Origin of the sequence: Bradyrhizobium sp. USDA 241 (genome assembly GCF_049739505.1) — a bacterium.
Classification (GTDB): domain Bacteria; phylum Pseudomonadota; class Alphaproteobacteria; order Rhizobiales; family Xanthobacteraceae; genus Bradyrhizobium; species Bradyrhizobium liaoningense.
On record NZ_JBMGPZ010000005.1, the window covers coordinates 2,034,876 to 2,056,908 of the forward strand.

Genomic DNA, 22,033 nt, shown 5'->3' on the forward strand with positions numbered 1-22,033 from the left:
GCAGCAACGCTGAAGCGTTGCAGCGCGTCCGGGACACGAGGGGATCGCCCCAATTGCGCCGACCCGCCGCCCTCTCGCGGGGCGGAATATTTCCGCGCTTGCCAATCAGGTCCCCGCGGTTCAGAAAAACCCGAGCAAGAAGAAGCGCAAGCGGAGACCTGAAGTTTGACCATCAAGGGCAAGGCCTACATTGCCGGGATCTATGAACACCCGACCCGGCATGCGCCGGACAAATCCACCGCCCAGCTCCATGCCGAGGTCGCCAAGGGCGCGATCGAGGATGCCGGGATCAGCAAGGACGATATCGACGGCTATTTCTGCGCGGGCGACGCGCCGGGCGGTGCCTGGCCGATGGTCGATTATCTCGGCCTGAACACCAAGAAACTTCGTCACATTGATTCCACCGAGACCGGCGGCTGCTCCTACATCATCCATCTCGGCCATGCCGCCGAGGCGATCGCCGCGGGCAAATGCTCGATCGCGCTCGTTACGCTCGCCGGCAAGCCGCGCACCGGGGCAATGCCGCCGCGCGCGGCGGGCGCCGAGGTTGATTTCGAGACAGCCTACGGCGCGACCACGCACAATGCCTATGGCATGTGTGCCATGCGCCACATGCACGACTATGGCACCACCTCGGAGCAGCTCGCCTGGATCAAGGTCGCGGCCTCGCACCACGCGCAATACAATCCGCATGCGATGCTCAAGGACGTCGTCACCGTCGAGGATGTCCTGAACTCGCCGATGATCTCCGATCCCCTGCATCGCATGGATTGCTGTGTCGTCTCCGATGGCGGCGGCGCGATGATCGTGACGACGCCCGAGATCGCCAAGAGCCTGAAGAAGCCGCTGGTGCGCCTGATCGGCCATGGCGAGGCGATGAAGGGCCCGCGCGGCGGCAAGGACCTCGATCTCACGTACTCCGCCGGCGTCTGGTCCGGCCCCCGCGCGTTTGAGGAAGCCGGCATCACGCCGAAGGACATCAAGTACGCCTCGATCTACGACAGCTTCACCATCACCGTGCTGATGCAGCTCGAAGACCTCGGCTTCTGCAAGAAGGGCGAGGGCGGCAAGTTCGTCGCCGACGGCAATTTGATCTCAGGTGTCGGCAAGCTGCCGTTCAACACCGACGGCGGCGGCCTCTGCAGCAACCACCCGGTCAACCGCGGCGGCATGACCAAGATCCTCGAAGCCGTCAGGCAGCTGCGCGGCGAGGCGCATCCGAAGGTGCAGGTCAAGAATTGCGATCTCGCCATCGCCCACGGCACCGGCGGCCTTTTGGGCGTGCGCCACGCCGCCTCGACCGCCATTCTGGAGCGCGTGTGATGGTAGATGAAAAGAAATATCCGGCCCCGGTGACGAACCCGGAAACCGCGGCGTTCTGGGACGCGGCGAAGCAAGGCAAGTTCATGATCAAGCGTTGCACCGCCTGTGGCGAGGCGCACTATTTCCCGCGCTCGATCTGCCCGTTCTGCTACTCCGACAAGACGGTGTGGGAGGAGGCGTCGGGCGAGGGCACGATCTACACCTGGAGCCTGATGCGGAAGTCGCCGACCGGGCCTTACGCGATTGGCTATGTCACGCTGAAGGAGGGGCCGTCGGTGCAGACCAATTTCGTCGACTGCGATCTCGAGAAGCTGAAGATCGGCCAGAAGGTGAAAGTGGTGTTCAAGCCGACCGACGGCGCGCCGCTGCCGTTCTTCACGCCGGCCTAGCATCTTTCCTTCTCCCCTTGTGGGAGAAGGTGGCGCGAAGCGCCGGATGAGGGGTTTCTCTCCACAGAGAGACTTTCACTGCGGGGCCAACCCCTCACCCAAACGAGTTTGCCGCACGGCTCTCGCGGCCCTCTCCCACAAGGGGAGAGGGCACTTCGACTGGCAGCGGCGCATAAGAATCCGGGAGGAAACAAACAAGATGTCCGCCAGATACGAAGAGCTCAAGGGCCTGAAGAACGTCGGCCAGAAATACGCCTACACCGATCGCGAGGTGATGCTCTACGCCTACGGCATCGGCCTCGGCGCCGATCCCATGGACGAGAAGGAACTCGCCTTCGTCAACGAGGGCACGCTGACGCCGCGGCCGCTGAAGGTGGTGCCGACATTCGCGTCCGTCGCAGCGTGGGGCTCAGGGCCCGGCGAGATGAACCTCAACCGCATCATGGTGGTGGATGGCGAGCGCGACATCACCTTCCATCAACCGATGCCGGTCGCCGCGCATATCACTGCCGATTCCTCCGTGCTCGAGGTCTACGACAAGGGCAAGGACAAGGGCGTCGTCATCGTTCACCAGACCGTGCTGAAGAACGAGAAAGACGAGAAGCTGGCGACGCTGGTTGCCTCGCGCTTTGCGCGTGGGGACGGCGGGTTCGGCGGTCCGAACCTGACCCAGCCCGATCCGCACAAGATCCCCTCGCGCGCGCCCGACAAGACCATCGACATCACGACGCGTCCGGACCAGGCGCTGGTCTATCGCCTTTGCGGCGACCGCAATCCGCTGCACTCCGATCCGGAGTTCGCGAAGAAGGCCGGCTTCCCGCGCCCGATCCTGCACGGCATGTGCACCTACGGCATCACCTGCCGCGGCGTGCTGCAGACCTATGCCGACTACGACGCGAGCGCCTTCCGCCAGCACGTCGCGCGGTTCTCCTCGCCGGTCTATCCCGGCGAGACCGTGACCATGGACCTCTGGAAGGACGGCAATGTGATCTCGTTCGAAGCCAAGGTGAAGTCGCGCGGCGTCACCGTGATCAAGAACGGCAAGACGGTGCTGGGGTGATGACGCCGCTCGGCGCGCTCTGAGTTATCTCGTCATGCCCGGGCTTGTCCCGGGCATCCACGTTCTTTCGCGCAGTTCGCGACCAAGGTCGTGGATGGCCGGGACAAGCCCGGCCATGACGGAGCAAGAAAAACAAACAGGGAGAAGCCACCATGGGACTGCTCGACGGCAAGGTTGCGCTGATCACCGGCGCGGGCGGCGGGCTCGGTGAGGCCTACGCAAGACTGTTCGCGCGGGAAGGGGCCTCGGTCGTCGTCAACGATCTCGGCGGGCCTCGCGATGGCTCCGGCGCCGACAAGTCAATGGCGCAGCAGGTGGTGGACGCGATCAGGGCCGAGGGCGGCAAGGCGGTCGCCAACGGCGCCGACATCTCCACCATGGAGGGCGGCCAGTCGGTGTTCGACGACGCCATCAAGCATTTCGGCCGTGCCGACATCCTCGTCAACAACGCGGGCATTCTGCGCGACCAGACCTTCGCCAAGGCCTCCGAGGCCGACTGGGACAAGGTCATCAAGGTGCACCTGAAGGGCACCTTTTGTTGCACCCTGCCGGTGTTTCGCTGGATGCGGGAAAATGGCGGTGGCGTCATCGTCAACACCTCCTCGACATCAGGGCTGATCGGCAATTTCGGCCAAAGCAACTACGGTGCGGCCAAGGGCGGCATCTGGGGCTTGTCCAACGTGCTGGCCATCGAGGGCCGCAAGTACAACATCCGGGTCTGGACGCTGGCCCCGGGGGCCCTGACCCGCATGACCGCAGACCTGCCCCGCTATAAGGAGAACCCCGGCGCGGCGCTGGGGCCGGACGGCATCGCGCCGGCCGTGCTATACATGGTCAGCGATTTGTCGGGCGACCAGACCGGCAAGGTGCTGGGCGTGTCCGGGCCCCGCGGCGTGCGCGAGATGCGGATGATGGAGATGGAGGGCTGGAAACCGCCGCACACGGGCTGGAAAGCCCAGGACATCGCCGATCACGCCAAGGAGATCTTCTTCTCCGAGGAGCAGATCAAGATGGGGGCGCGGCGGTTTTAGCTACGCTGTCATTCCGGGGCGCGACGAAGTCGCGAGCCCGGAATCCATAACCCCGGCTTGTGGTTATGGATTCCGGGCCTGTCCCTTCGGGCCATCCCGGAATGACGAATAGAGAGAGACAAGGAAAGACGATGAAACTCACCGCCGACGCCAAGGGCACCTTCGCAATCGCGCCGACGCCGTTCCACGACGACGGCCGGATCGACGAGCGCTCGATCGACCGCCTCACCGACTTCTACGAGGAGGTCGGCTGCGACGGCGTCACGGTGCTGGGCATCATGGGCGAAGCCCCGAAGCTCGACGCCGCCGAGGCCGAGCAGGTGGCGGTGCGCTTCGTCAAGCGCGCCAAGAAGATGCAGGTCATCGTCGGCGTCTCCGCGCCGGGCTTTGCCACCATGCGCTCGCTGGCGAAGGCCTCGATGGATGCGGGCGCGGCCGGCGTGATGATCGCGCCGCCGCCCTCGCTTCGGACCGACGATCAGATTATCGGATATTTCAAGCAGGCGGCGGAAGCGATCGGGCCTGACGTGCCCTGGGTGCTCCAGGATTATCCGCTGACCCTCTCGGTGGTGTTCACGCCTGCGGTGATCCGCAAGGTCGTCATGGACAATCCGAACTGCGTGATGCTCAAGCACGAGGACTGGCCGGGCCTGGAGAAGATCTCGGCGTTGCGCAACTTCCAGAAGGATGGTTCGCTCCGGCCGCTCTCGATCCTCTGCGGCAATGGTGGGCTCTTCCTGGATTTCGAGATGGAGCGCGGCGCCGACGGCGCCATGACCGGCTATGCCTTCCCCGAGCTTCTGATCGATGTCGTGCGCCTGTCGAAGCAAGGCAAGCGCGATGCCGCGCATGATCTGTTCGACGCACATCTGCCGCTGATCCGCTACGAGCAGCAACCGGGCGCCGGCCTTGCCGTGCGCAAATACGTGCTGCAGAAGCGCGGCGTCATCGCTTCCAGCGCCCAGCGCAAGCCCGGCGCCACCATCACGGCGGCGGCGAAAGCGGAGGTCGAGTACTTGCTGTCGCGCGTCGCACGCGTCGACAAGCGCGCCAATCTCGGCCCGCAATCCAGCGCAGCAGGCTAGTTGAATGGCCGAGACATCAGCATCACGCCCGGCGTCGACGATCCTCCTGCTGCGCGACGGCGCAGCACGGGACATCGAGGTGTTTATGATGGTTCGCCATCATCAGATCGAGTTCAACTCGGGCGCGCTGGTGTTCCCCGGCGGCAGCGTCGATGCCGGCGACAAGGAGATCGTCGCGCGCTCGGACCTGTATTCGGGCGGCGAGGGGCTCAGCGAAGTGGACCGCGGATTTCGTATCGCCGCGATCCGCGAGACTTTTGAAGAGAGCGGCATCCTGCTGGCGCGGTCGAAGGAGACGGGCGCGCTGGTCGATGCCAAGCGCGCCGGCGAGGTCGCTGACGCACACCGGGTCGCGCTCAACGAGCACAAGATCAGCTTTCTCGACATTCTCGCCGACAATGGCCTCCAGCTCGCGCTGGACACGCTCGTGCCCTACGCACACTGGATCACGCCGGAGGGCATGCCAAAGCGCTTCGACACGTGGTTCTTCCTCGCGGCAGCTCCGCCCGACCAGCTCGGCGCTCATGACGGCCGCGAGTCCACGGATTCGATCTGGGTCTCGCCGCGCGAAGCGGTGGAGGGCGGTGAGAGCGGCCGCTTCAAGCTGCCGTTCCCGACCACGCGCAACCTGATCCGGCTTGCGAAGCAGCCCAACGTGAGCGCGGCGCTCGAGCACGCCCGCGGCCTGTCCATCGTCACGGTGATGCCGGTCATGACCAAGACCGAAACCGGCCGCCAGCTCCGCATCCCCCGCGGAGCCGGCTATGACGGCGAGGTGTTCGAGGTGGGGGCTGTCGGCTGACACACTTCGACAGGCAGCGAAGTATCGACGAGCGCGGACGCGCTCGGTTCCGTCCATGACATCGGCTGTCGGCGCTCGCGGTGTTTTCGACCGCGGCAGCGTTTGGGCGGCAGGTCCCGATATTAACGATATTCCGCGCCCCGAGGCATGTTCCCCCCGGGCGGTAATACGTCGTATATTGGGGCTCCAGCAGCCCGGTCCTCAAACCAGCAATGTCCGCCGAATTGACGCCGCCCCCTGAGAAAAGGCGAACATTTTCGCTCTCCATCGGCCAGCTCACCTTCGGCAGCTTTCTGTTGATGCTGGCGGTGATCATCGTCACCTCGACCGCGAGCGTGATCGCGATCCGGCACATCGACACGACATTCGCCGAGCTGCAGCGGCTCCAGAGCGTCGGAGATCTCGCCGAAGACATCGATCGCCGCATGAACGAGCTGCGCGTCGCCGCGCGAGACTTCGTCACAGACCCCGGCGCCGGCATCCAGTTCCAGCAGGTGGGCGAGGCGGCCTCGACCCTGAGCGACATCCTGAAGAAGACCCGCATCGAGCTCGCGCCCGAACAGCAGGATATGATCGACGGGGTCACCGAGCGACTTGCGACCTATCGCAACGGTCTGGAGCGGATCTCGACCCGGATCGACCGCCGCGCCCAGCTGCTCGCCGGCCTGCCGCCGCTGCGCGAACGGTTCGATGCAGCCATCGCAGGCACTGCGGACCGCGAGCTGGCATCCCGCCTGTCCGAGGCGCAGAGCCGGATCGCGGTCGGGCTGCTCGCGCGCAATCCGTCCGCGGCCGAGCAAGCCGCGCAGGGGATGCGGGCACTTGATATTGGCGATGCTAACCTGAAGTCGGCGGTGAACGACTATGCCGAGGCCATCATGGCCGTCGCCGTCCGCGAACGGCAGATCGCCGACATCGATCGCGAGGTGCTGGGCACCGAGGGCCGATTGATCGGCCGCGTCACCGAATTGCTGCGCGAGGTCAGCGCAAGGCGCGGCCACGTGCTGTCGCGCGACTTTGCCCGCACCCTGACCGAGGCGCGGTGGCAGAGCATCGTGCTCGGTACGATCGGCGTGCTGATCGGCATCGCCGCTGCGTTGTTCGTCGTACGCAGGACGGTGCGTCCGCTCGCCCAGATTGCGCGATCCATCCGAGCGCTTGCGGCCGGCCGGAAAGACACCTCGATTCCGTCCGCCGAGCTCGACAACGAGATCGGCGACATCGCGCGGGCGGCCGAAGTGTTCCGCCGCGCGCTGGAGGAGGCCGACACGGCGCGCGAGGCGGCGGTACACGCGCTCACCGAGCAGCGCCTCGCCGAAGAGAGCTACCGGAAACTGTTCGAGGGCTCGGTCGACGGCATCTATGTGACGACGCCGGCCGGCGACCTCCTCAATGCCAATCCGGCGCTGGCGCGGATGATGGGCTATGACAGCCCGCAGCAGCTGATCGACAGCATCAACGACATCGCCCACACGATCTACGTCCATCCCGAGGCGCGTGCCGAATACCAGCGGTTGATGGCGCGCGACGGCATGGTGCGCGAGTTCGAGTACCAGGTGCGCCAGCGCAACGGCAACATCCTCTGGCTCTCCGACAGCGCCACGGGCGTGCGGGATGAGCAGGGCAACATCGTCCGCTACGAGGGTACGCTGCGCGACATCACCGACCAGAAGCGCGCGGAGGACGCCATCGCCGAAGGCCGGCGCCTGCTCCAGCAGGTCATCGACACCGTGCCCGCGGTGATCAACGTCAAGGACCGCGAGCTGCGCTACGTGCTGATGAACCGCTACATGGCGGGCATCTTCGGCATCGAGCCCGGCGATGCGCTCGGCCGCACCACGGCCGATCTGATGTCGCGCTATGGCGCGGCCAAGTCCGACGAGAGCGACAAGAGGGTGCTCAAGCTCCGCAAGGGGCTCGGCTTCTACGAGGAGGAGTACAAGGACGCGGCAGGCAACATGCGGCAATGGCTGGTTAACAAGCTGCCGCTGCTCGATGCCGAGGGCGAGATCGAACGGATCGTGACCGTCGCGCTCGACATCGGCGAGCGCAAGCGCGGCGAGCAGGAAATGCGCAAGGCCAAGGAAGCCGCCGAAACCGCGCTGCGCAATCTGCGCGAAACCCAGGCCTCGTTGATCGAGGCGGAGAAGCTCGCCGCGCTCGGGCGCCTGGTCGCCGGTGTCGCCCACGAGGTCAACAATCCCGTCGGCATCAGCCTTACCGTCGCCTCCGCGCTGGAGCGCAAGACCGCGATGTTCACCGCCGATGTCGAGCGCGGCGAGCTGCGCCGCTCCACGCTCAACGAGTTCCTCAACACCAGCCGCGACGCGTCCTCGCAGCTCGTCTCCAATCTCAACCGTGCCGCCGAGCTGATCCAGTCGTTCAAGCAGGTCGCAGCGGACCGCAACTATTCGGACCAGCGTACTTTCGATCTCGGCGACCTCACCGAGCAGGTGGTGATGAGCCTGCGGCCGGGCCTGCGCAAGCACAATCTGACGCTCAACGTCGAGTGCCAGCCGGACCTGACCATGAACAGCTATCCCGGCCCGTACGGCCAGGTGCTGACCAACCTGTTTCTCAATTCGGTGGCGCACGCCTTCCCGGACGGCCGGCCGGGGACCATCGAGATCCAGGTGCGCGAGTCCGGCAAGGACAATGTCGAGATCATCTTCTCCGACAATGGCTGCGGCATGTCGCTCGACGTCCGCCGCCGTGCGTTCGATCCGTTCTTCACGACACGGCGCGACCAGGGTGGCACCGGCCTTGGGCTGCACATCGTCTACAGCATCGTTACGAACCGGCTCGGGGGACGGCTCGATCTCGATTCCGAACCTGGCGGCGGCACGCGTATTCAGATCATCCTGCCGCGCGTGGCGCCGCTCGAGCAGGCTGCGGAATAGCTAATCGACCTCTGCGAGCTTGTGCAGAGTGGCGCCGAAAATCAGGCTGGCCTTGCCGACCAGCGCTGTGCCCGTCATCTCCGCGCGCGTGTCCGTGTAGGTGCCGCTGACGCCGATGCCGACCGGGGCAGGGCCGCCGAACAGCGGATTGTCGTCGCCCCGAGGTGACGTGTGCCGTTGCACCAGCACCTCGCCTTTGAAGGTGTTGTTGTTCTTCACCGTGTAGCTGCCGGTGTAATAGAGGTAGGCATCGCCGCCAAGAATCTTGCCGTCGCGGAAAAGAATCACGCCGCTGCCCTTGCCGACTCGACCATCGAGCAGGGTCACGTGAATTGAATAGAGGCCGTTCTTCATAACGTCCCGTGGGCCGGCCGCCATCGCCCAATGGCGTCACCGGTCCGGCTTTTATGCCAAAGCCCATCCCCTCGCGCAACGTGGCAGTTTGCCGGCCGCTCGCGGAAGCCTGCAGTGGCGAGCCGTAGTTGTCCCGGCTTGTGCGTGATGCCGTCATGACGCTCTGATGGTGAAGCGGGGCGCGCCGTTACGAATCGGAGTTGGCCCGCGAAATGCATAATCATTGTTGCACTGGCCGCGGGGTGCTGGAGCAAGACGAACGTGACCAACTGGATCGATTCCGGCGGTGATAAGCCGCGTCTGTACGGTGCGCGTCCCACGAATTGCAAAAGCGAACAACGGCGGATTGGCAGTGCGATACGCCGGCGAAGCCTGACAAGCTTGGCGTACGCCTTGGCCTTGTTTGCGCTGGCAGCCCCCTTTGGGCACGCACGCGACCGCGGGCAGTTCGTCAACACCAATGCCGAATTGAAAGCATGGTTTGACAGTCTGCGCAGCGGCAAGGGGCCTTGCTGCTCCGATGCCGACGGTTCGGCGCTCTCGGACTCCGACTGGGACAGCAAGGACGGGCACTATCGCGTCCGCGTCCCGCGCTACGGCTACGCGCTCGACGGCCAGCAGCAGGAACTCGTCTGGGTCGATGTGCCCGAAGAGGCCGTGATCTCGGAGCCGAACCGGGTGGGGCGCACCATGGTCTGGCCGATCTACGGCTACATGGGCGTCACCATCCGCTGCTTTATGCCCGGTAGCATGACTTAGCCCCGCGCGGGCTCACGTCGTCCCGGTGGTATGAGGTGGCCGGCGCCGCGTCAGGTGTACTTCTTGTCGCGCTCGAGCAACTCGATGGAGATGCCTTCCGGGCCGCGGATGAAGCAAATGCGCACGCCGGGCCGAATGGTCGTCGGCTCGCGCGTGAAGGTGACGCCCTTGGCCTTGATCTCGGCGGCGACGGCGTCGATATCCTTCACCGTCAGGCCAAAATGGTCGAGACCCTGATGCGGATGCGGGGGCGGCGGGTTGACGGCGCTATCGCCCTCGAGCGGTGCGATGAAGATCCTGGCTCCGCCGAGGTTCACGTCGATCCGTCCGGGGGCGCGCACGATCTCGCCACCAAGGATGTCGCGCAGCCAGGCCGCCGTGGCCTCTGGATCGGGGCTGCGCAGATGGACGTGATCCCAAGTGACGGCGATTGGCATTTCATATTCTCCCAACGGGGTCTTCCGATGCTGCGGCGCATGTTAGCGGCCTCGGCCGGTGGTCGCCACCGTCCTTGCTCGCATCACGTGCGGGAACCTTAGTTCGTCGCCCGGATTAAGGGAGCAGTGGCCCAGTCCAACGTTCATGGTGCTCGGCTGCGATCGGTGCTGCAACCATGAGTGCCAGGCTCGACCGGATCGGATTGGGGCGCTTCGCCGGAACCGGCGAACGATTGGCGCGGGCCGTAACGATCGCGAGCGTCTCGTTTGGCCGTGGTCTTCTGTGGCTGCTGGCGGCGATCATCGTCGGCTGCGGCATCTGGATGCTGCTGCCCCTTTCCAAAGGCAATAGTGCTGAGGCGGCGAGGCCGGAGCTGGCGGCTGTTGAGTCGGCTCCTTCGGGCGATGCGTCCGCGGTGGTGTCATCGGCGTCCGAAGCTCCGGCACCTGCGACGGCGGAACTCAGTCGGCTCAGGATTTCATCGCAGACCTGGCGCCGCGGCGGCCTCGGCTCCAAAGCCCTGGTCACGCTAACGCTGCGAAACGACAATGACTATGCCGTTAAAGATGTCGAGATCGTCTGCGCGTTTACGCGGCGCGACGGCAGTCATCTTACCAATCGTAGCCGGGTGCTGGCGTATGCAGTCAGCAGGAAGAGCCGCAAGACCTTTGCGCGTATCCCCGTCGGCTTCGTTAACGTGAATGCCGATCAGGCGAAATGTTCGCTGGTCGCAGCGCGCCGCGCCTAAAGACGGCACGTTCCGGTAGCGGAAAAGTTACTCTACGCGGGCCTTGGCCAAGAAACTATGCATCGCCATTTGAACCAAATGGCTGGGTCAGGAACCAATTGAGAGATCGCCTGTTGAGGCGGAGAGCCCACGCGGGGATGCGGGGGGCGGAGCGCGGAGCGCGGCCAATGCCCATCTTTAGGTATTTCATTTTTGTCGGTGGAGCCTTGCTCGCACTGCTGTTCGCGGCGGATTTCGTCTTCCCGGCGGCGCCCGTAGCACAAGCAGTCGCGACCGCGGGCAACGACCAGCCCCTGATCCGAATCCGGTCCAATCGGCATCTGCCCGAGCGCGTCGTGCTCGACACCAGCCAGCCGACGATTGCCGCACCTGCGGTGAAGACTGCCGCTGTTGCGGCTCCCCAGCCGCCGGTACAGGACGGCGTCTCGCCGGCATTAGCCGAGATCTCGGCGAAGACGCGGGTACGCGAGACCTTCGCCCAGTTCACGCCCGAGCCGAGGACCAATACCGCCGCCGCCAAGAAGGCAGGGGCCACTCAATCTCAGATCGCTCAGGCTCAAGCTTCTCCCGTGCCGGCTCCTCAGCCCAAGCGCAAGATCGTCAGGACGCATCCGGCGCCGCAGCCCGGCCGGCCGATGATGCAGGTCGCTCAGCAGCCGCATTTCGGTCTCTTCAACACGACCTGGTGACAGCGCCTTCGACCCGCCTCGATCGAGGCCGGAAGGGCTTTTTATTGGCCGGGCTCTCTGCTAATTCGAACCAATCCGAACGCCGTCCGGTGTGCTGGTCCGTCACCGGCGTGGTCTGGCGAATCTCGGTGGCCCGGTGCCCGGGCCAGGGCGCTCGTAGCTCAGCTGGATAGAGCATCGGATTTCGATTCCGAGGGTCGGAGGTTCGAATCCTTCCGAGCGCGCCAGTCCGCTGGTGTTCTAGATATGTTCCGAAACGGCGCTAATGACGGTCGCGGTGCCGGGGGCGTCAATCAGCCTGCCGAGACACTGCTTCGCCGGCCGCGTGACAGCGTGTCGGAGGGCGCCTCGTGGAATATCGCGCGGTAGGCTGCGGCAAATTCACCGAGATGGTGGAAGCCGTGGGCGCGTGCGCAGGTGGCAACGGTGACGCCGCCGCCCTTGAGGAGGCGGGAGCGGGTCGCCCACAGCTTTTTCAGCCGGATGTACTGGTGCAGGCTCATGCCGCGCACCATGCTGACCGCGCCGCCGAGCGTCCGGATCGAGACGCCAAACGCGCGGGCGAGATCGGCTGTATAGATCGGCATGGTCGGATAGGTCGCGACGTAATCGTCGATGCGCTGCACGAGCTTGATCGCTCGCTCGCCCTGGACCGAGGTGCTCCGATCCGGGATCGAATCGATCCGGAACAGATCGTCGAGAGCGAGCAGCAGGCCTTCCTGGAGATGGGCCGCAACCTCGGTGGTTTCGAACAGGCCCGGCTGCACCGACGCGGTGCGCAGGATGTCGAGCAAGAGTTGTCGCGTGTGCAGCAGGGCGGGCCGGTTCGCGACATGCGCCAAAGCGTCGACGTGGTCGAACCAGCCCCGGTCGCTCAGCGCGGGGGAGAAGATGATCATGGCATGATGATTAGTCCGCGGCTCGACGAAATGGCACTCATCGTTGCCGCGTAGGGCAACGAAGAAGCGGGCGTCGAGATCCATTCCCTTGAAGTTGACCTGAAGGTCGTCGCTCATGGACAGGATCACCATCCCACCCGGCATACGATAGGCGGTATCGAGGATGCGTGCGAACGATCTCATCATGATGATGCGGCACGCCGGCAGGGAGACGACTGCACGGGCCGCCGCGAAGTTCGGGATGTCCAATGGAATGCTTCTCGCATCTTCCATCGTCTCGATCGGCCGAAACGCATCGATATCGGAAAACCCGATCAGTTGAAGCGCGGAGGACGGAGCAAGGTCGTCGAACAACATGGTTCTGGCCGGCTGCTGAAATGTGATGATCAAATGAATGTCGATGCATCGCCATCAATGGCGAAACATCGCGTTTCAGTAAACCGAATTCCGGACCGTAGTATTGCGGACATCATGCCATGAACTCCGCCGGATCAATGTCACCGCCACGTTCTCGGCTCATCTTTTCGCCGGAGGCGAGGTCGATGAAATGCTGCATGCAGGCGTGACGGGCGAAGGACGAAACTCCGTCGCTTCGTCACTATGTAGAATGACGGTATCGGCTTATTTCAACTTTGACCTGGATCAGATCCGGGCCGGGGACGGCCGCGCAAGAGATGATTCCGCAAATGCGAAGGGGCCCTGAGGGCCCCTTCAAACGTCACCAGCGGCGATAGCCGTGGTAACCATAATAGCGCGGGCCGTAATAGCGCGGCGGCCCATAGTACCGTGGGCCGTAATATGGCCGCGGCCCATAATACCCGTAGTAGTTCGGGCGCCACCAGCACCGCCCCCAGGCGTTGCAGACCATGCGGACCTGCTCGACGCCGGAGACCTGCGGTGTCGCCGGTGCGGGCGCGATGGGCATGGCGTATGCCGCCGACGATGCCGCGAGGGCGCCGAACAGGGACGTGGCGACAAGGCCAGTCTTGAGATTCATGATGTCTTCCTCCGCTTACGCGACGCAGGATATCGAAGTTGTTCGGATCAAATTGTGGCGGCGCCCAAATGTAATACTGATGAACAAATCTTCAGCGAGCCGGCCCGGCCTTGATCCCAGCTGGCCTGGGCCGCAGGGCAATGCCGTGACTTGGACCTTGATCCTGCGCAATTCGCAAGTCTGCCTTGGCCTTAGTGTCGCCGACATGGCAGCCGCGTTGTGCGTGCTGCCGGACAAGGTGAGCTGGATGCGAGTCATTCCAAATCTGTCGATCTCGCCGGAGAAGGTCTTCTTCGTCATCTCGAAGTCGCGCCGGTCCGACAGCGAAGCGGCCGGGAACGGTGTCATCCTGGAGTCCGGTGACGACGACATGAGCTTCGGCCGCGGCGGACGCGGCGAAACCACCGATCGTGCCGAGCTTGCGGGCTTCATTCGCGATCTCAATGTCGACGAGCAGATCGATCTCGTGGCGCTGACCTGGCTCGGCCGCGGCGACGGTGATCTCTCCGATTGGCGCGAACTCGGCGCTCAGGCCGCGCAGGCGCACAACCAGCGCACGGCAGCCTACCTGATCGGTACGCCCATGCTCGCCGATTATCTGGAAGAGGCGATGGCGCAATTCGGCAAGTCCTTCGAGGAATTCGAAGAGCAGCTCTGATGCCGAAGCGGCATCTGCGAGTGTCAAGGAGAAGTCGTGATGGACAAGATGAGGATGGCCAAGGGCGACTGGCTGGTCGTGTGCGACGGGCGCAAGGCGCTCATTCTGGAGAACCTCGGCGACGACAAGTTTCCGAATCTCCACACCAGAGAAGTGCATGAGCAGCCCAACCCTTCGACCACCGCGCAAGGCAGCGACGCGCCGGGCCGGCTGCAACCGGCGGCCGGGGGGGCGCGCAGCTCAGTCGAGCAGACCGATTGGCACGATGAGGCCGAGCGCGCCTTCTTGCGGAGACTGGCGGGCCGACTCGATGCTGCCGTCAGCTCCGGCGAGACCAAGGCCCTGACCATGGTAGCCTCACCGCGCGCGCTCGGCATGATCCGCGCCGACTATTCAGACGTCGTGCGCAAGGCGCTTCAGGGGGAGGTCAGCAAGGATCTCGTCAAGCTGCCGGTCTACGAGATCGAGAAGCAATTGCTGCTGTCGGGTGCCGCGAAATAGGGTACCCGCACGGGGCCGCGGCGCCTCAGTAGCAGGGGTGCCGACGGCCGTCCTGGCCGATATAAGCGGCCGCGCTGCGGTAGCAGTAGTTGGTCGACGGACCGTCGTAATAGGCGAAGGTGCCGGGGGTGATGCCGGGTCCGTAATTGTGCAGATAGCTGATCGGGTAGGGTAGCGGGTTGGCATAGGAGCGGTGGTGCCGGTGACGTCCGTGCGCCTCCGCAAGGCCAGGGGCCAGGATTGCAGCCGTCAGGACCGCAACCGCGGCTACAAGCGTCAACTTGCTCATCTCGATTCTCCGGAACCCGCTCGAACAGATCAGTCATCTATAGCAATTTCGGGCGGTCAGGCATCGCTGCGGAGGCCCGAAATCATGGCCGGTCCTGCAGATTTCCGGGTGGGTGTGACAGAATTGCCGGACATGCGGTCGAAAGCTGCCCATTTTTGGCCTTTTCCGGATGCTTAACGAATTCCCCACACAAGTATGACCAAAGAGTATTTGCTTAAGAATCCTGCCGCCGTCCCCACGGGATCACTTGCGGGTCCTTCAAGGTCGGTGCATTCCTGAAGGCCATCGCCGTTACCTCGCCATGCGCATCACGCTTCTGAGCCTGCTGTTGCTCTCCGTCGCTGCCGCCACGCCGGCGCGCGCCGAGCTGCACATTACCCGCGACCACGGCGGCTATGTCGAGGAGTACAAGGCCAAGTACAAGCGCGTGCGCGAGAAAGGCGAGCGCGTCATCATCGACGGCATCTGCAATTCGGCCTGCACGCTCGTGCTCGGCATCGTGCCGATGAACAAGATCTGCGTGACGCCGCGCGCGAGCCTCGGTTTCCACCAAGCCTATTACGACAAGGCGTTCACCTTCGGCATCAAGGTCACCAGCGCCGAAGGCACCTCCGATCTCATGTCCTACTACCCCGACAAGGTGAAGGACTGGATTCGTCGCAATGGTGGGCTCACCACCGACATGAAGAAGATCAAGAACGGCGTCGAGCTCTGGAAGATTATCGATCCCTGTCCGGAAGAATGGTGATCAGCTGAGCTAGGCCGCTGTTATCCGCCGCAGCGCAGCATCGTCCCGATGAAATTCGCATTGCCGCATGGCCTCCACTGAGGCAATGAGGGCGGCAATGAACCATAATCAAGAAAACCTGACCGCCCGCGCTGCGCCGATCCTGTTCGTCCTGCTCTGGAGCACCGGATTCATCGGCACCAAATACGTCGTCAACAATGCCGATCCCTTGACCTATCTCGCCATCCGCATGGCCATGAGCTATGCGGGATTTTGGGTGACGAGGCGATCAGGCGGCGTGGTTTTCCGGCACTTGGATGACCTCGATGCCGTTTTCGAATCTGACACCTGCGCTGACCTTCGGCAACTGATTTGTGCCTTTCAGCCGCCGCCAGGTCTTTGATGCGGCGCAGAGCAGCTTGAACACCATCAACTTGGCAGTCGTTGACGATAACGAACCTTTCGTGCGCACCGTTCTGTGCCGGACCGTCGCGAACACGCTTTCGATGGGATTCGTCGTCCGCAAGTGGTCCCAATGCTCGGCGGGGAATTCGTAGAACGCAAGCATTGCGTCGCGATCTTTCGTCAGGCACTCGACCGCCTTGTCGTACTTCGCTCCGTATTTCTCGGCAAAGACATCGATCGCCACTTCGGCCGAAGCTCGGTTGGACGCCAAATAGACCTCGCGCAGATCCTTCTTCATGCTGGCCTGTACCGACACTGCGACTTTGTTCAAGATATTCGCGGTTTTGTGCACCCAGCACCGCTGATGTCGCGTGGCGGGAAAGACCTCGTCGAGCGCCTTCCAGAAGCCGAGCGCGCCGTCACCGACAGCGATTTCCGGGGCGATCTTCAGCCCTCGGGTTTTCGCCTCGACGAGCAGTTCGTGCCAGCTCTGCGTGCTCTCGCGCACGCCGACCTGGAAGCCGATGAGTTCCTTCTTGCCTTCCGGCGTCGCGCCGATCAGCACCAGCATGCATTCGCTGTGGTCTTCCATGCGAGCCTGCAGGAAGACGCCGTCCGCCCACACGTATACGTACCGGCGCGCCGACAGATCGCGCTTCTGCCAACGCTCGTACTCGAGCTGCCACTCCGTCGTCAGTCTGGAAACCACCGCCGGAGAAAGATTCGGCGCATCCTTGCCCAAGAGCGCCGCCAGCGCCTCCTGGAAGTCGCCCGTCGAGATGCCTCGCAGGTACAGAACCGGCAAAAGTGCATCCAAGCTCTTCGTGCGCCGTGCCCACAACGGCAGGATCGCCGAGGTGAAGCGGATCCGCTCGCCATCGCTGGTCACCGCGCGATCGCGAATCTTTACCCGGGCGACTTCGACGGCGCCGATCCCCGTCTGGATCGTCCGCACTGGACCATGGCCGTGTCGCACGAGGCGGTCGCGGCCATCGGGAAGCTTCAAGCCCTTCATCGCGGCGAGAAACGCCTCGGCTTCCATCTCGACAGCCTGCGCAAGCAGCTGCCGAGCTCCAGATCGCAAAATATTCGTCAGTGGATCGTCGATCTCATCGGGCTGACGCAGTGGGACAATGTTGCTATGCTCGTTCATGGCGTATCGCTCTCCTTGAGGTTCTGGCAGGCTCGACACCCGCCTCGATACGCCGCCTATCTCATTCCGTCATCACCCAGTTTCCCGCATAGCTCCATGGCCATCGTGGTCGGCCTGATGGCGATCATCGCAGGCATCGCGCGGCCGAAATGGCCGGACCGGATCGGCATCGCGCACAGCGCGGTCGCCGGCATCCTCGTCCACGGCTTCTATCTCGGCGGCACGGCGATCGCGATTGCGCATTCGATTCCCGCCGGGCTCTCTGCGCTGATTCCGGGACTGCAGCCGATCCTGACCTCGACCATCGCCAATCGCTGGCTCGGCGAGAAGGTGACGCCGGTGCAATGGGCCGGCCTCGTCCTCGGCCTCGGCGGCGTGGTGCTGATCCTGCACAACCGTCCCATGACCGGCGAAGCCGGGCTCGGCTGGCTTGCCTCGGTGGTCTCGCTGATCAGCATCACGCTCGGTACGCTCTATCAGCGCCGCTACTGCAACAACATCGACTGGCGAGCCGGCAATCTCGTGCAATACGTTGCCGTCACCATTTTCTTCGCGATCGGGGCATTCCTGTTCGAAGACCGGGTGGTGCACTGGACACAGGAGTTCGTGCTCGCGCTCGCCTGGCTCGCCGTAGCGCTCTCGATCGGTTCGATCGGGCTGTTGTACTGGCTGATCCGCCACGCTGCAGCAACCTCGGTCGCGAGCCTGTTCTACCTGGTGCCCGCCGTCACCGCGCTGATGGCCTATCTGCTGTTCGGGGAAAGACTCGATGCGCTGGCGATTGCCGGCATGGCGATGTGCGCGGCGGCGGTGTTCGTCGTCAACCGGCGCTTCTAAAGCATGATCCGGAAAAGTGCGCAGCGGTTTTCCGAAAAGATCATGCTTCAATAACAACCTAAAGTGTGATGACGATTCATTCTAATCGCATCGCGCTTTAGGCGGACAGGGCGCGGCGCTGGGATACATCCCTGCTGAGCGCGGCAAGTTCGTGGTCGGCTGGACCGGCCGGGCCACCGGGTCGCGTATCGTGGGGCAGGTCTCCAGGCGGATGTCCACTCCCGGAGACCTGTTCTGAGCGTCGTGATCAGCGCTTCGCCTTCTTGGCCTTCTTCTTCTTGCCGGCTTTCTTGACAGCTTTCTTGGCGGTCTTTTTCGCAGATGTCTTGCCGGCCTTCTTCGCGGTCTTCTTGGCCGCTTTCTTTGAGGACGTCTTCGCCTTCTTCTTGGCTTTCTTCTTGGCCTTCTTCTTGGACGTCTTCTTCGGGCCTACCTTCTTCGCGACCTTCTTGGCGGCTTTCCTGACTTGCTTGACGGCGGTGACCGCCGCGTCCTTGGTCGCTTCCACGGCGCTGGTGATCGTGTCCATCGCCTGTTCGGTGATCGGCTTTTCGTCGTCCATATCGTCCCCCGCGGTTTGACTGAGGCGATGACGATAGCGGGTTTCGAAATTGTGTCAAAGCATCGCTCAACCTCTGCGGATCTTTGCGTAGGCGGCGAGCGCACGCTCGCGCCCCCTGGCATGATCGATGATCGGCTGCGGATAGGTCTTGCCGAGCGTGATGCCCGCGCTCGCAAGCTCGATCGGCGTTGCCTGCCAGGGCTGGTGGATCAGCTTGGCCGGCAGGTTCTTCAGTTCCGGCACCCAGCGCCGAACGTAGGCGCCATCCGGATCGAACTTGTCGCCCTGGAGCACCGGATTGAACACGCGGAAATAGGGCGCTGCGTCTGCACCGCAGCCGGCGACCCATTGCCAATTGGCGGGATTGCTGGCGGGGTCCGCATCGACCAGCGTGTCCCAGAACCAGGCTTCCCCCTCGCGCCAGTCGATCAGCAGGTGCTTGACCAGGAAGGAGGCGACCACCATCCGGACCCGGTTGTGCATCACCCCGGTGTGCCAGAGCTCACGCAGACCGGCATCGACGATCGGATAGCCGGTGTGCCCGCGCTGCCAGGCAGCGAGCGCCTTGTCATCGCGCGTCCAGGGGAAGCCATCGAAGTTGGTTTGCAAGTTTGCGGTGGCGAGGTCGGGATGGTCGTGGAGGAGATGGCGGCAGAATTCGCGCCAGCCGAGCTCACTCAGGAATTTCTCGATGCCCGGCCCGAGCGCCGGATCTTCGGCCGCGGCGAACCGCGCGGCGTGCCAGACCTGGCGAGGGCTGAGCTCGCCGAACCTCAAATGCGGCGAGAGCCGCGAGGTGCCCTCCCGGTCCGGGCGGTCGCGGTCGCCGGCATAGACGCGTGCGGTGCGCTTGAGGAAGTCGCGGAGGCGGCCTCGTGCTGCGGCCTCGCCGGGACCCCATGCCTCGCGCAGGCCACCCGCCCAATCGGGCTTGGCCGGCTCGAGTTTCCAGCTCTCCAGACGATCGCCGGCGATCCTTGGTGCAGGGTGCAGCGCCTTCGGTGCGGGCAGCGGCTTTGGCGGATCGCCGAGCGACAGCACGCGCCGCCAGAATGGTGTGAACACGCGCAGGCCCCGGCCGTCCTTGTTGCGGATCGCCGAGGGTGGGACGAGCAAATCGCCGGGACAATTTTGCGAGTCTGTTCCGAGCTTTGCCAGCGCCGTTTCGAGCGCTCGCTCAACCGACTGATGCGGCGCCTGGGCGATCCCGTTCCAGTAGACGGCGCGGGCGCCGCTCTCGCGCACCACCTCGGGGATGACCCTGGCGGCCGGTCCCCTGCGCAGGACCAGTGATCCCCCGCGCTCGGCAATCTCGACCCCGAGCGCCCGCAGCGACTGCGCCAGCCACCAGCGCGCCGCGCCACCCGGTGCCCGCCCGGTCGTCTCATCGAGCACATAGAGGCAGACCACCGGCGCTCCGGTCTTCGCGGCGGCGTGCAGGGCGGGGTGGTCGGAAAGGCGGAGATCGTCACGAAACCAGACAATGATGGGCGGCACGTTTGGCGCGGTCAGGGGGTGTCCTCGTTTACGATTTGGAAAGGCATGCCGCCTGCAGCGGTATTATGGTCGTTAATGTCGTCGTAAGCCTATTGCACGATTATGCAGGAATTACTGGGGCCATTCCATCCATGTTCAAAGCTTCGAAGTTCCTGCCGCAGTTCAAGCTGGGCACCAAGGCTGTCCTGTGCGCCGTGCTGCTGATCGCGATGAATACGGGGCTCGTGGTCGGCGCCGGCTATTGGTCGCTGACCTCCGCCTTCAATGATCGCGCGCTCCGCGACATCGACGTCAGCCTGCGCACGCTGGCGCTGGCGTTCGCGGAGACCGTTCCCGAGGCCAAGATCACGGTCCAGGACGGCGCGGTCGTGCGCGCGGAGATCCCCAAGATGCCCGACATCAAGGACCATGCCATCGTCGATCGCGCGGTGTCCTATGTCGGCGGCAATGCGACCCTGTTCGTGTTCGACGCGGCGAGCGGCCAGTTCGTCCGCCGCTCCACGAATGTGAAGAAGGAAAACGGCGACCGCGCCGTCGGCACCCAGCTTGCCGCCGATCATCCGGGGCAGGCCGCGCTGCGCCGTGGCGAAGCCTATAAGGGGCCGGCCACGCTGTTCGGCAAGACGTTCATGACCGCCTATTTCCCGATCTTGGACTTGACCGGCAAGGTCGCCGGCATTCTCTATGTCGGCATCCCGATGATCCAGTACGAGAACATGCTGGCCCAGGCCATCGAGAGCATGGCGGCGGCCGCCGGGCTTGCCGCGCTTCTGGTGCTGGCTCTGACCCTGCTGGTCGTCCGCCGGATCACCCGGCCGCTCACCTCGGTCACGCGCTCGCTCACCGCGCTTGCCGAGGGCCAGAGCGACGTCGCGATCGAATGCGAGGACCGTGCCGACGAGATCGGCGAGATCGCCCGCACGGTTGCGGTGTTCAAGAGCAATTCGCAGGAGCGGGCGCGCCTGCGCAGCGAACAGGCGGCGGCAGCGACTGCCGCGGCCGAGCAACGCAAGGCGGAGCTGCGCAGCTTCGTCGAGGAGTTCCGCGGCAGCGTCGGCGGCATTCTCGACAAGGTGCTCGCATCGTCCGGCGAGTTCGAGCGCGCCGCGCGACAACTCACCGACGCCGCGCGTGCCACGGCCGATCTGTCGGCGCAATCGGCCGGAGCGTCCGAAACCGCCTCCGAGCATGTGCGTTCGGCGGCATCGGCTTCCGAGGAGCTGTCTCAATCCATCTCCGAGATCACCCGCCGGGTGCAGGAATCGAACCAGATTTCCGCCGACGCGGTGCGGCAGGCAGAGGCGACCGACCAGCGCATTGCGCAGCTCTCGGAGGCCGGCACGCGCATCGGCGACGTCGTCAAGCTGATCACCTCGATCGCCGAGCAGACCAACCTGCTGGCGCTGAACGCCACCATCGAGGCCGCTCGCGCTGGCGATGCCGGCCGCGGCTTTGCGGTGGTGGCCCAGGAGGTCAAGACGCTGGCCGGTCAGACCGCGAAAGCGACCGACGAGATATCGAACCAGATCGAGAGCATGCAGCTTGCGACCGAGGAATCGGTCGTTGCCATCAAGGCGATAAGCGAGACCATCGAGCGCATCAGCGGTATTGCCGGCTCGATCTCGGCTGCGGTCGAGCAGCAGAAAAGCGCAACCCACAACATCGTGGCGAGCGTTCGCGCGGCGGTCTCAGGCACGGCCGAGGTCGCCGTCAACGTCCGGCACGCCGCCAAGGGTGCCAGCGAGACGGGCGAGACCTCGAGCCGGATGTTTGCCTCGGCCCAGGCGCTGTCCGGCGAGAGCCTGCATCTGAAGGCAGAGGTCGACGGTTTCCTCGACCGCGTGCGGACGGCGTAGAACTGAGCTCAAGACTCACGGCGTCATTCCGGGGCGGCTCGCAGAGCCGAATCCGGTGCGCAATTGCGCACCAG

Annotated in this window: 22 protein-coding genes, 1 tRNA gene and 2 pseudogenes; 17 read left to right on the top strand and 8 right to left on the bottom strand. The window is 64.3% G+C overall.

All coding sequences use genetic code 11. The annotated features are described in order from the left end of the window. Window positions 1–165 precede the first annotated feature (165 nt). The 7 genes from ABIF91_RS31545 (at window position 166) to ABIF91_RS31575 (ending at window position 8,590) form a co-directional block, all read left to right on the top strand. Window positions 166–1,323, top strand: a complete 1,158-nt coding sequence (locus tag ABIF91_RS31545) for a thiolase domain-containing protein (protein WP_028178604.1) — start codon at window positions 166–168, stop codon at window positions 1,321–1,323. Beyond that, a complete protein-coding gene (locus ABIF91_RS31550; RefSeq protein WP_028178605.1) occupies window positions 1,323–1,712 on the top strand; it encodes a Zn-ribbon domain-containing OB-fold protein in 390 nt (129 codons plus the stop codon). The genes ABIF91_RS31545 and ABIF91_RS31550 overlap by 1 nt, the downstream gene beginning before the upstream one ends. Window positions 1,713–1,911: 199 nt before the next feature. After that, complete coding sequence (locus tag ABIF91_RS31555) at window positions 1,912–2,772, top strand: MaoC family dehydratase (RefSeq protein WP_028178606.1); 861 nt, start codon at window positions 1,912–1,914, stop codon at window positions 2,770–2,772. 152 nt (window positions 2,773–2,924) lie between these two features. Further along, the gene (locus tag ABIF91_RS31560) at window positions 2,925–3,803 is read left to right on the top strand and encodes an SDR family oxidoreductase (RefSeq protein WP_028178607.1); all 879 of its coding nucleotides are present in this window, start codon (window positions 2,925–2,927) and stop codon (window positions 3,801–3,803) included. 131 nt (window positions 3,804–3,934) lie between these two features. Then, the gene (locus tag ABIF91_RS31565; RefSeq protein WP_028178608.1) at window positions 3,935–4,888 is read left to right on the top strand and encodes a dihydrodipicolinate synthase family protein; all 954 of its coding nucleotides are present in this window, start codon (window positions 3,935–3,937) and stop codon (window positions 4,886–4,888) included. A 4-nt stretch (window positions 4,889–4,892) separates the two neighbouring features. Further along, window positions 4,893–5,690 (top strand): NUDIX hydrolase, encoded by a 798-nt coding sequence (locus ABIF91_RS31570; protein ID WP_028178609.1) that lies wholly within the window; start codon window positions 4,893–4,895, stop codon window positions 5,688–5,690. A gap of 212 nt (window positions 5,691–5,902) precedes the next feature. Then, window positions 5,903–8,590, top strand: coding sequence for a PAS domain S-box protein (locus tag ABIF91_RS31575; RefSeq protein WP_028178610.1), 2,688 nt, complete (start codon window positions 5,903–5,905; stop codon window positions 8,588–8,590). On the opposite strand, the gene ABIF91_RS31580 is transcribed toward ABIF91_RS31575, so the two are convergent. Continuing rightward, window positions 8,591–8,944: a GrlR family regulatory protein gene (locus ABIF91_RS31580; RefSeq protein WP_028178611.1), complete on the bottom strand. Its 354-nt coding sequence runs from the start codon at window positions 8,942–8,944 to the stop codon at window positions 8,591–8,593. A 261-nt stretch (window positions 8,945–9,205) separates the two neighbouring features. Here ABIF91_RS31580 and ABIF91_RS31585 point away from each other — a divergent pair, with 261 nt between their 5' ends. Further along, window positions 9,206–9,703: a hypothetical protein gene (locus tag ABIF91_RS31585; RefSeq protein ID WP_028178612.1), complete on the top strand. Its 498-nt coding sequence runs from the start codon at window positions 9,206–9,208 to the stop codon at window positions 9,701–9,703. A gap of 50 nt (window positions 9,704–9,753) precedes the next feature. Here the strand turns inward: ABIF91_RS31585 and ABIF91_RS31590 are convergent, their stop codons facing one another. After that, a complete protein-coding gene (locus tag ABIF91_RS31590; RefSeq protein ID WP_028178613.1) occupies window positions 9,754–10,140 on the bottom strand; it encodes a VOC family protein in 387 nt (128 codons plus the stop codon). Window positions 10,141–10,316: 176 nt separating this feature from the next. Here ABIF91_RS31590 and ABIF91_RS31595 point away from each other — a divergent pair, with 176 nt between their 5' ends. The 3 genes from ABIF91_RS31595 to ABIF91_RS31605 all read left to right on the top strand — a co-directional run bounded on the left by ABIF91_RS31595 (window position 10,317) and on the right by ABIF91_RS31605 (window position 11,805). Next, entirely contained in the window at window positions 10,317–10,889 is a 573-nt protein-coding gene (locus tag ABIF91_RS31595; RefSeq protein WP_028178614.1) for a hypothetical protein, read from the top strand. Window positions 10,890–11,056: 167 nt separating this feature from the next. Then, window positions 11,057–11,578, top strand: coding sequence for a hypothetical protein (locus tag ABIF91_RS31600; protein WP_028178615.1), 522 nt, complete (start codon window positions 11,057–11,059; stop codon window positions 11,576–11,578). A 150-nt stretch (window positions 11,579–11,728) separates the two neighbouring features. Beyond that, window positions 11,729–11,805: transfer RNA gene (locus tag ABIF91_RS31605), tRNA-Arg, on the top strand. Window positions 11,806–11,871: 66 nt separating this feature from the next. Here the strand turns inward: ABIF91_RS31605 and ABIF91_RS31610 are convergent. Together ABIF91_RS31610 and ABIF91_RS31615 are read right to left on the bottom strand one after the other, a co-directional pair. Next, window positions 11,872–12,834 carry an AraC family transcriptional regulator gene (locus ABIF91_RS31610; RefSeq protein ID WP_028178616.1) on the bottom strand — a complete coding sequence of 321 codons (963 nt, stop codon included), beginning with the start codon at window positions 12,832–12,834 and terminating at the stop codon, window positions 11,872–11,874. Window positions 12,835–13,195: 361 nt separating this feature from the next. Next, window positions 13,196–13,474 carry a hypothetical protein gene (locus tag ABIF91_RS31615; RefSeq protein WP_028178617.1) on the bottom strand — a complete coding sequence of 93 codons (279 nt, stop codon included), beginning with the start codon at window positions 13,472–13,474 and terminating at the stop codon, window positions 13,196–13,198. A gap of 247 nt (window positions 13,475–13,721) precedes the next feature. Here ABIF91_RS31615 and ABIF91_RS31620 point away from each other — a divergent pair, with 247 nt between their 5' ends. Together ABIF91_RS31620 and ABIF91_RS31625 are read left to right on the top strand one after the other, a co-directional pair. Next, on the top strand, window positions 13,722–14,132 hold the full coding sequence (locus tag ABIF91_RS31620) for a DUF3775 domain-containing protein (protein WP_424579832.1): 411 nt from the start codon (window positions 13,722–13,724) through the stop codon (window positions 14,130–14,132). A gap of 39 nt (window positions 14,133–14,171) precedes the next feature. Next, window positions 14,172–14,633 carry a host attachment protein gene (locus ABIF91_RS31625; protein ID WP_028178619.1) on the top strand — a complete coding sequence of 154 codons (462 nt, stop codon included), beginning with the start codon at window positions 14,172–14,174 and terminating at the stop codon, window positions 14,631–14,633. Window positions 14,634–14,658: 25 nt separating this feature from the next. Here the strand turns inward: ABIF91_RS31625 and ABIF91_RS31630 are convergent, their stop codons facing one another. Continuing rightward, window positions 14,659–14,922 (bottom strand): hypothetical protein, encoded by a 264-nt coding sequence (locus ABIF91_RS31630; protein ID WP_028178620.1) that lies wholly within the window; start codon window positions 14,920–14,922, stop codon window positions 14,659–14,661. A 301-nt stretch (window positions 14,923–15,223) separates the two neighbouring features. Here ABIF91_RS31630 and ABIF91_RS31635 point away from each other — a divergent pair, with 301 nt between their 5' ends. Both ABIF91_RS31635 and ABIF91_RS31640 read left to right on the top strand, forming a co-directional pair. Then, window positions 15,224–15,670 carry a hypothetical protein gene (locus tag ABIF91_RS31635; protein ID WP_028178621.1) on the top strand — a complete coding sequence of 149 codons (447 nt, stop codon included), beginning with the start codon at window positions 15,224–15,226 and terminating at the stop codon, window positions 15,668–15,670. A gap of 97 nt (window positions 15,671–15,767) precedes the next feature. Then, window positions 15,768–15,905: pseudogene (locus ABIF91_RS31640) on the top strand (EamA/RhaT family transporter); the annotation flags it as partial. A 33-nt stretch (window positions 15,906–15,938) separates the two neighbouring features. Here the strand turns inward: ABIF91_RS31640 and ABIF91_RS31645 are convergent. Next, the gene (locus ABIF91_RS31645; RefSeq protein WP_014497957.1) at window positions 15,939–17,207 is read right to left on the bottom strand and encodes an IS256 family transposase; all 1,269 of its coding nucleotides are present in this window, start codon (window positions 17,205–17,207) and stop codon (window positions 15,939–15,941) included. A gap of 96 nt (window positions 17,208–17,303) precedes the next feature. On the opposite strand from ABIF91_RS31645, the pseudogene ABIF91_RS31650 reads away from it, so the two are divergent. Then, window positions 17,304–18,044: pseudogene (locus tag ABIF91_RS31650) on the top strand (DMT family transporter); the annotation flags it as partial. Window positions 18,045–18,291: 247 nt separating this feature from the next. Here the strand turns inward: ABIF91_RS31650 and ABIF91_RS31655 are convergent. Together ABIF91_RS31655 and ABIF91_RS31660 are read right to left on the bottom strand one after the other, a co-directional pair. Further along, the gene (locus ABIF91_RS31655) at window positions 18,292–18,606 is read right to left on the bottom strand and encodes a hypothetical protein (protein WP_035674482.1); all 315 of its coding nucleotides are present in this window, start codon (window positions 18,604–18,606) and stop codon (window positions 18,292–18,294) included. 66 nt (window positions 18,607–18,672) lie between these two features. After that, window positions 18,673–20,046 carry a cryptochrome/photolyase family protein gene (locus tag ABIF91_RS31660; RefSeq protein WP_424579833.1) on the bottom strand — a complete coding sequence of 458 codons (1,374 nt, stop codon included), beginning with the start codon at window positions 20,044–20,046 and terminating at the stop codon, window positions 18,673–18,675. 188 nt (window positions 20,047–20,234) lie between these two features. On the opposite strand from ABIF91_RS31660, the gene ABIF91_RS31665 reads away from it, so the two are divergent. Next, complete coding sequence (locus ABIF91_RS31665; RefSeq protein WP_028178624.1) at window positions 20,235–21,959, top strand: methyl-accepting chemotaxis protein; 1,725 nt, start codon at window positions 20,235–20,237, stop codon at window positions 21,957–21,959. Window positions 21,960–22,033 lie beyond the last annotated feature (74 nt).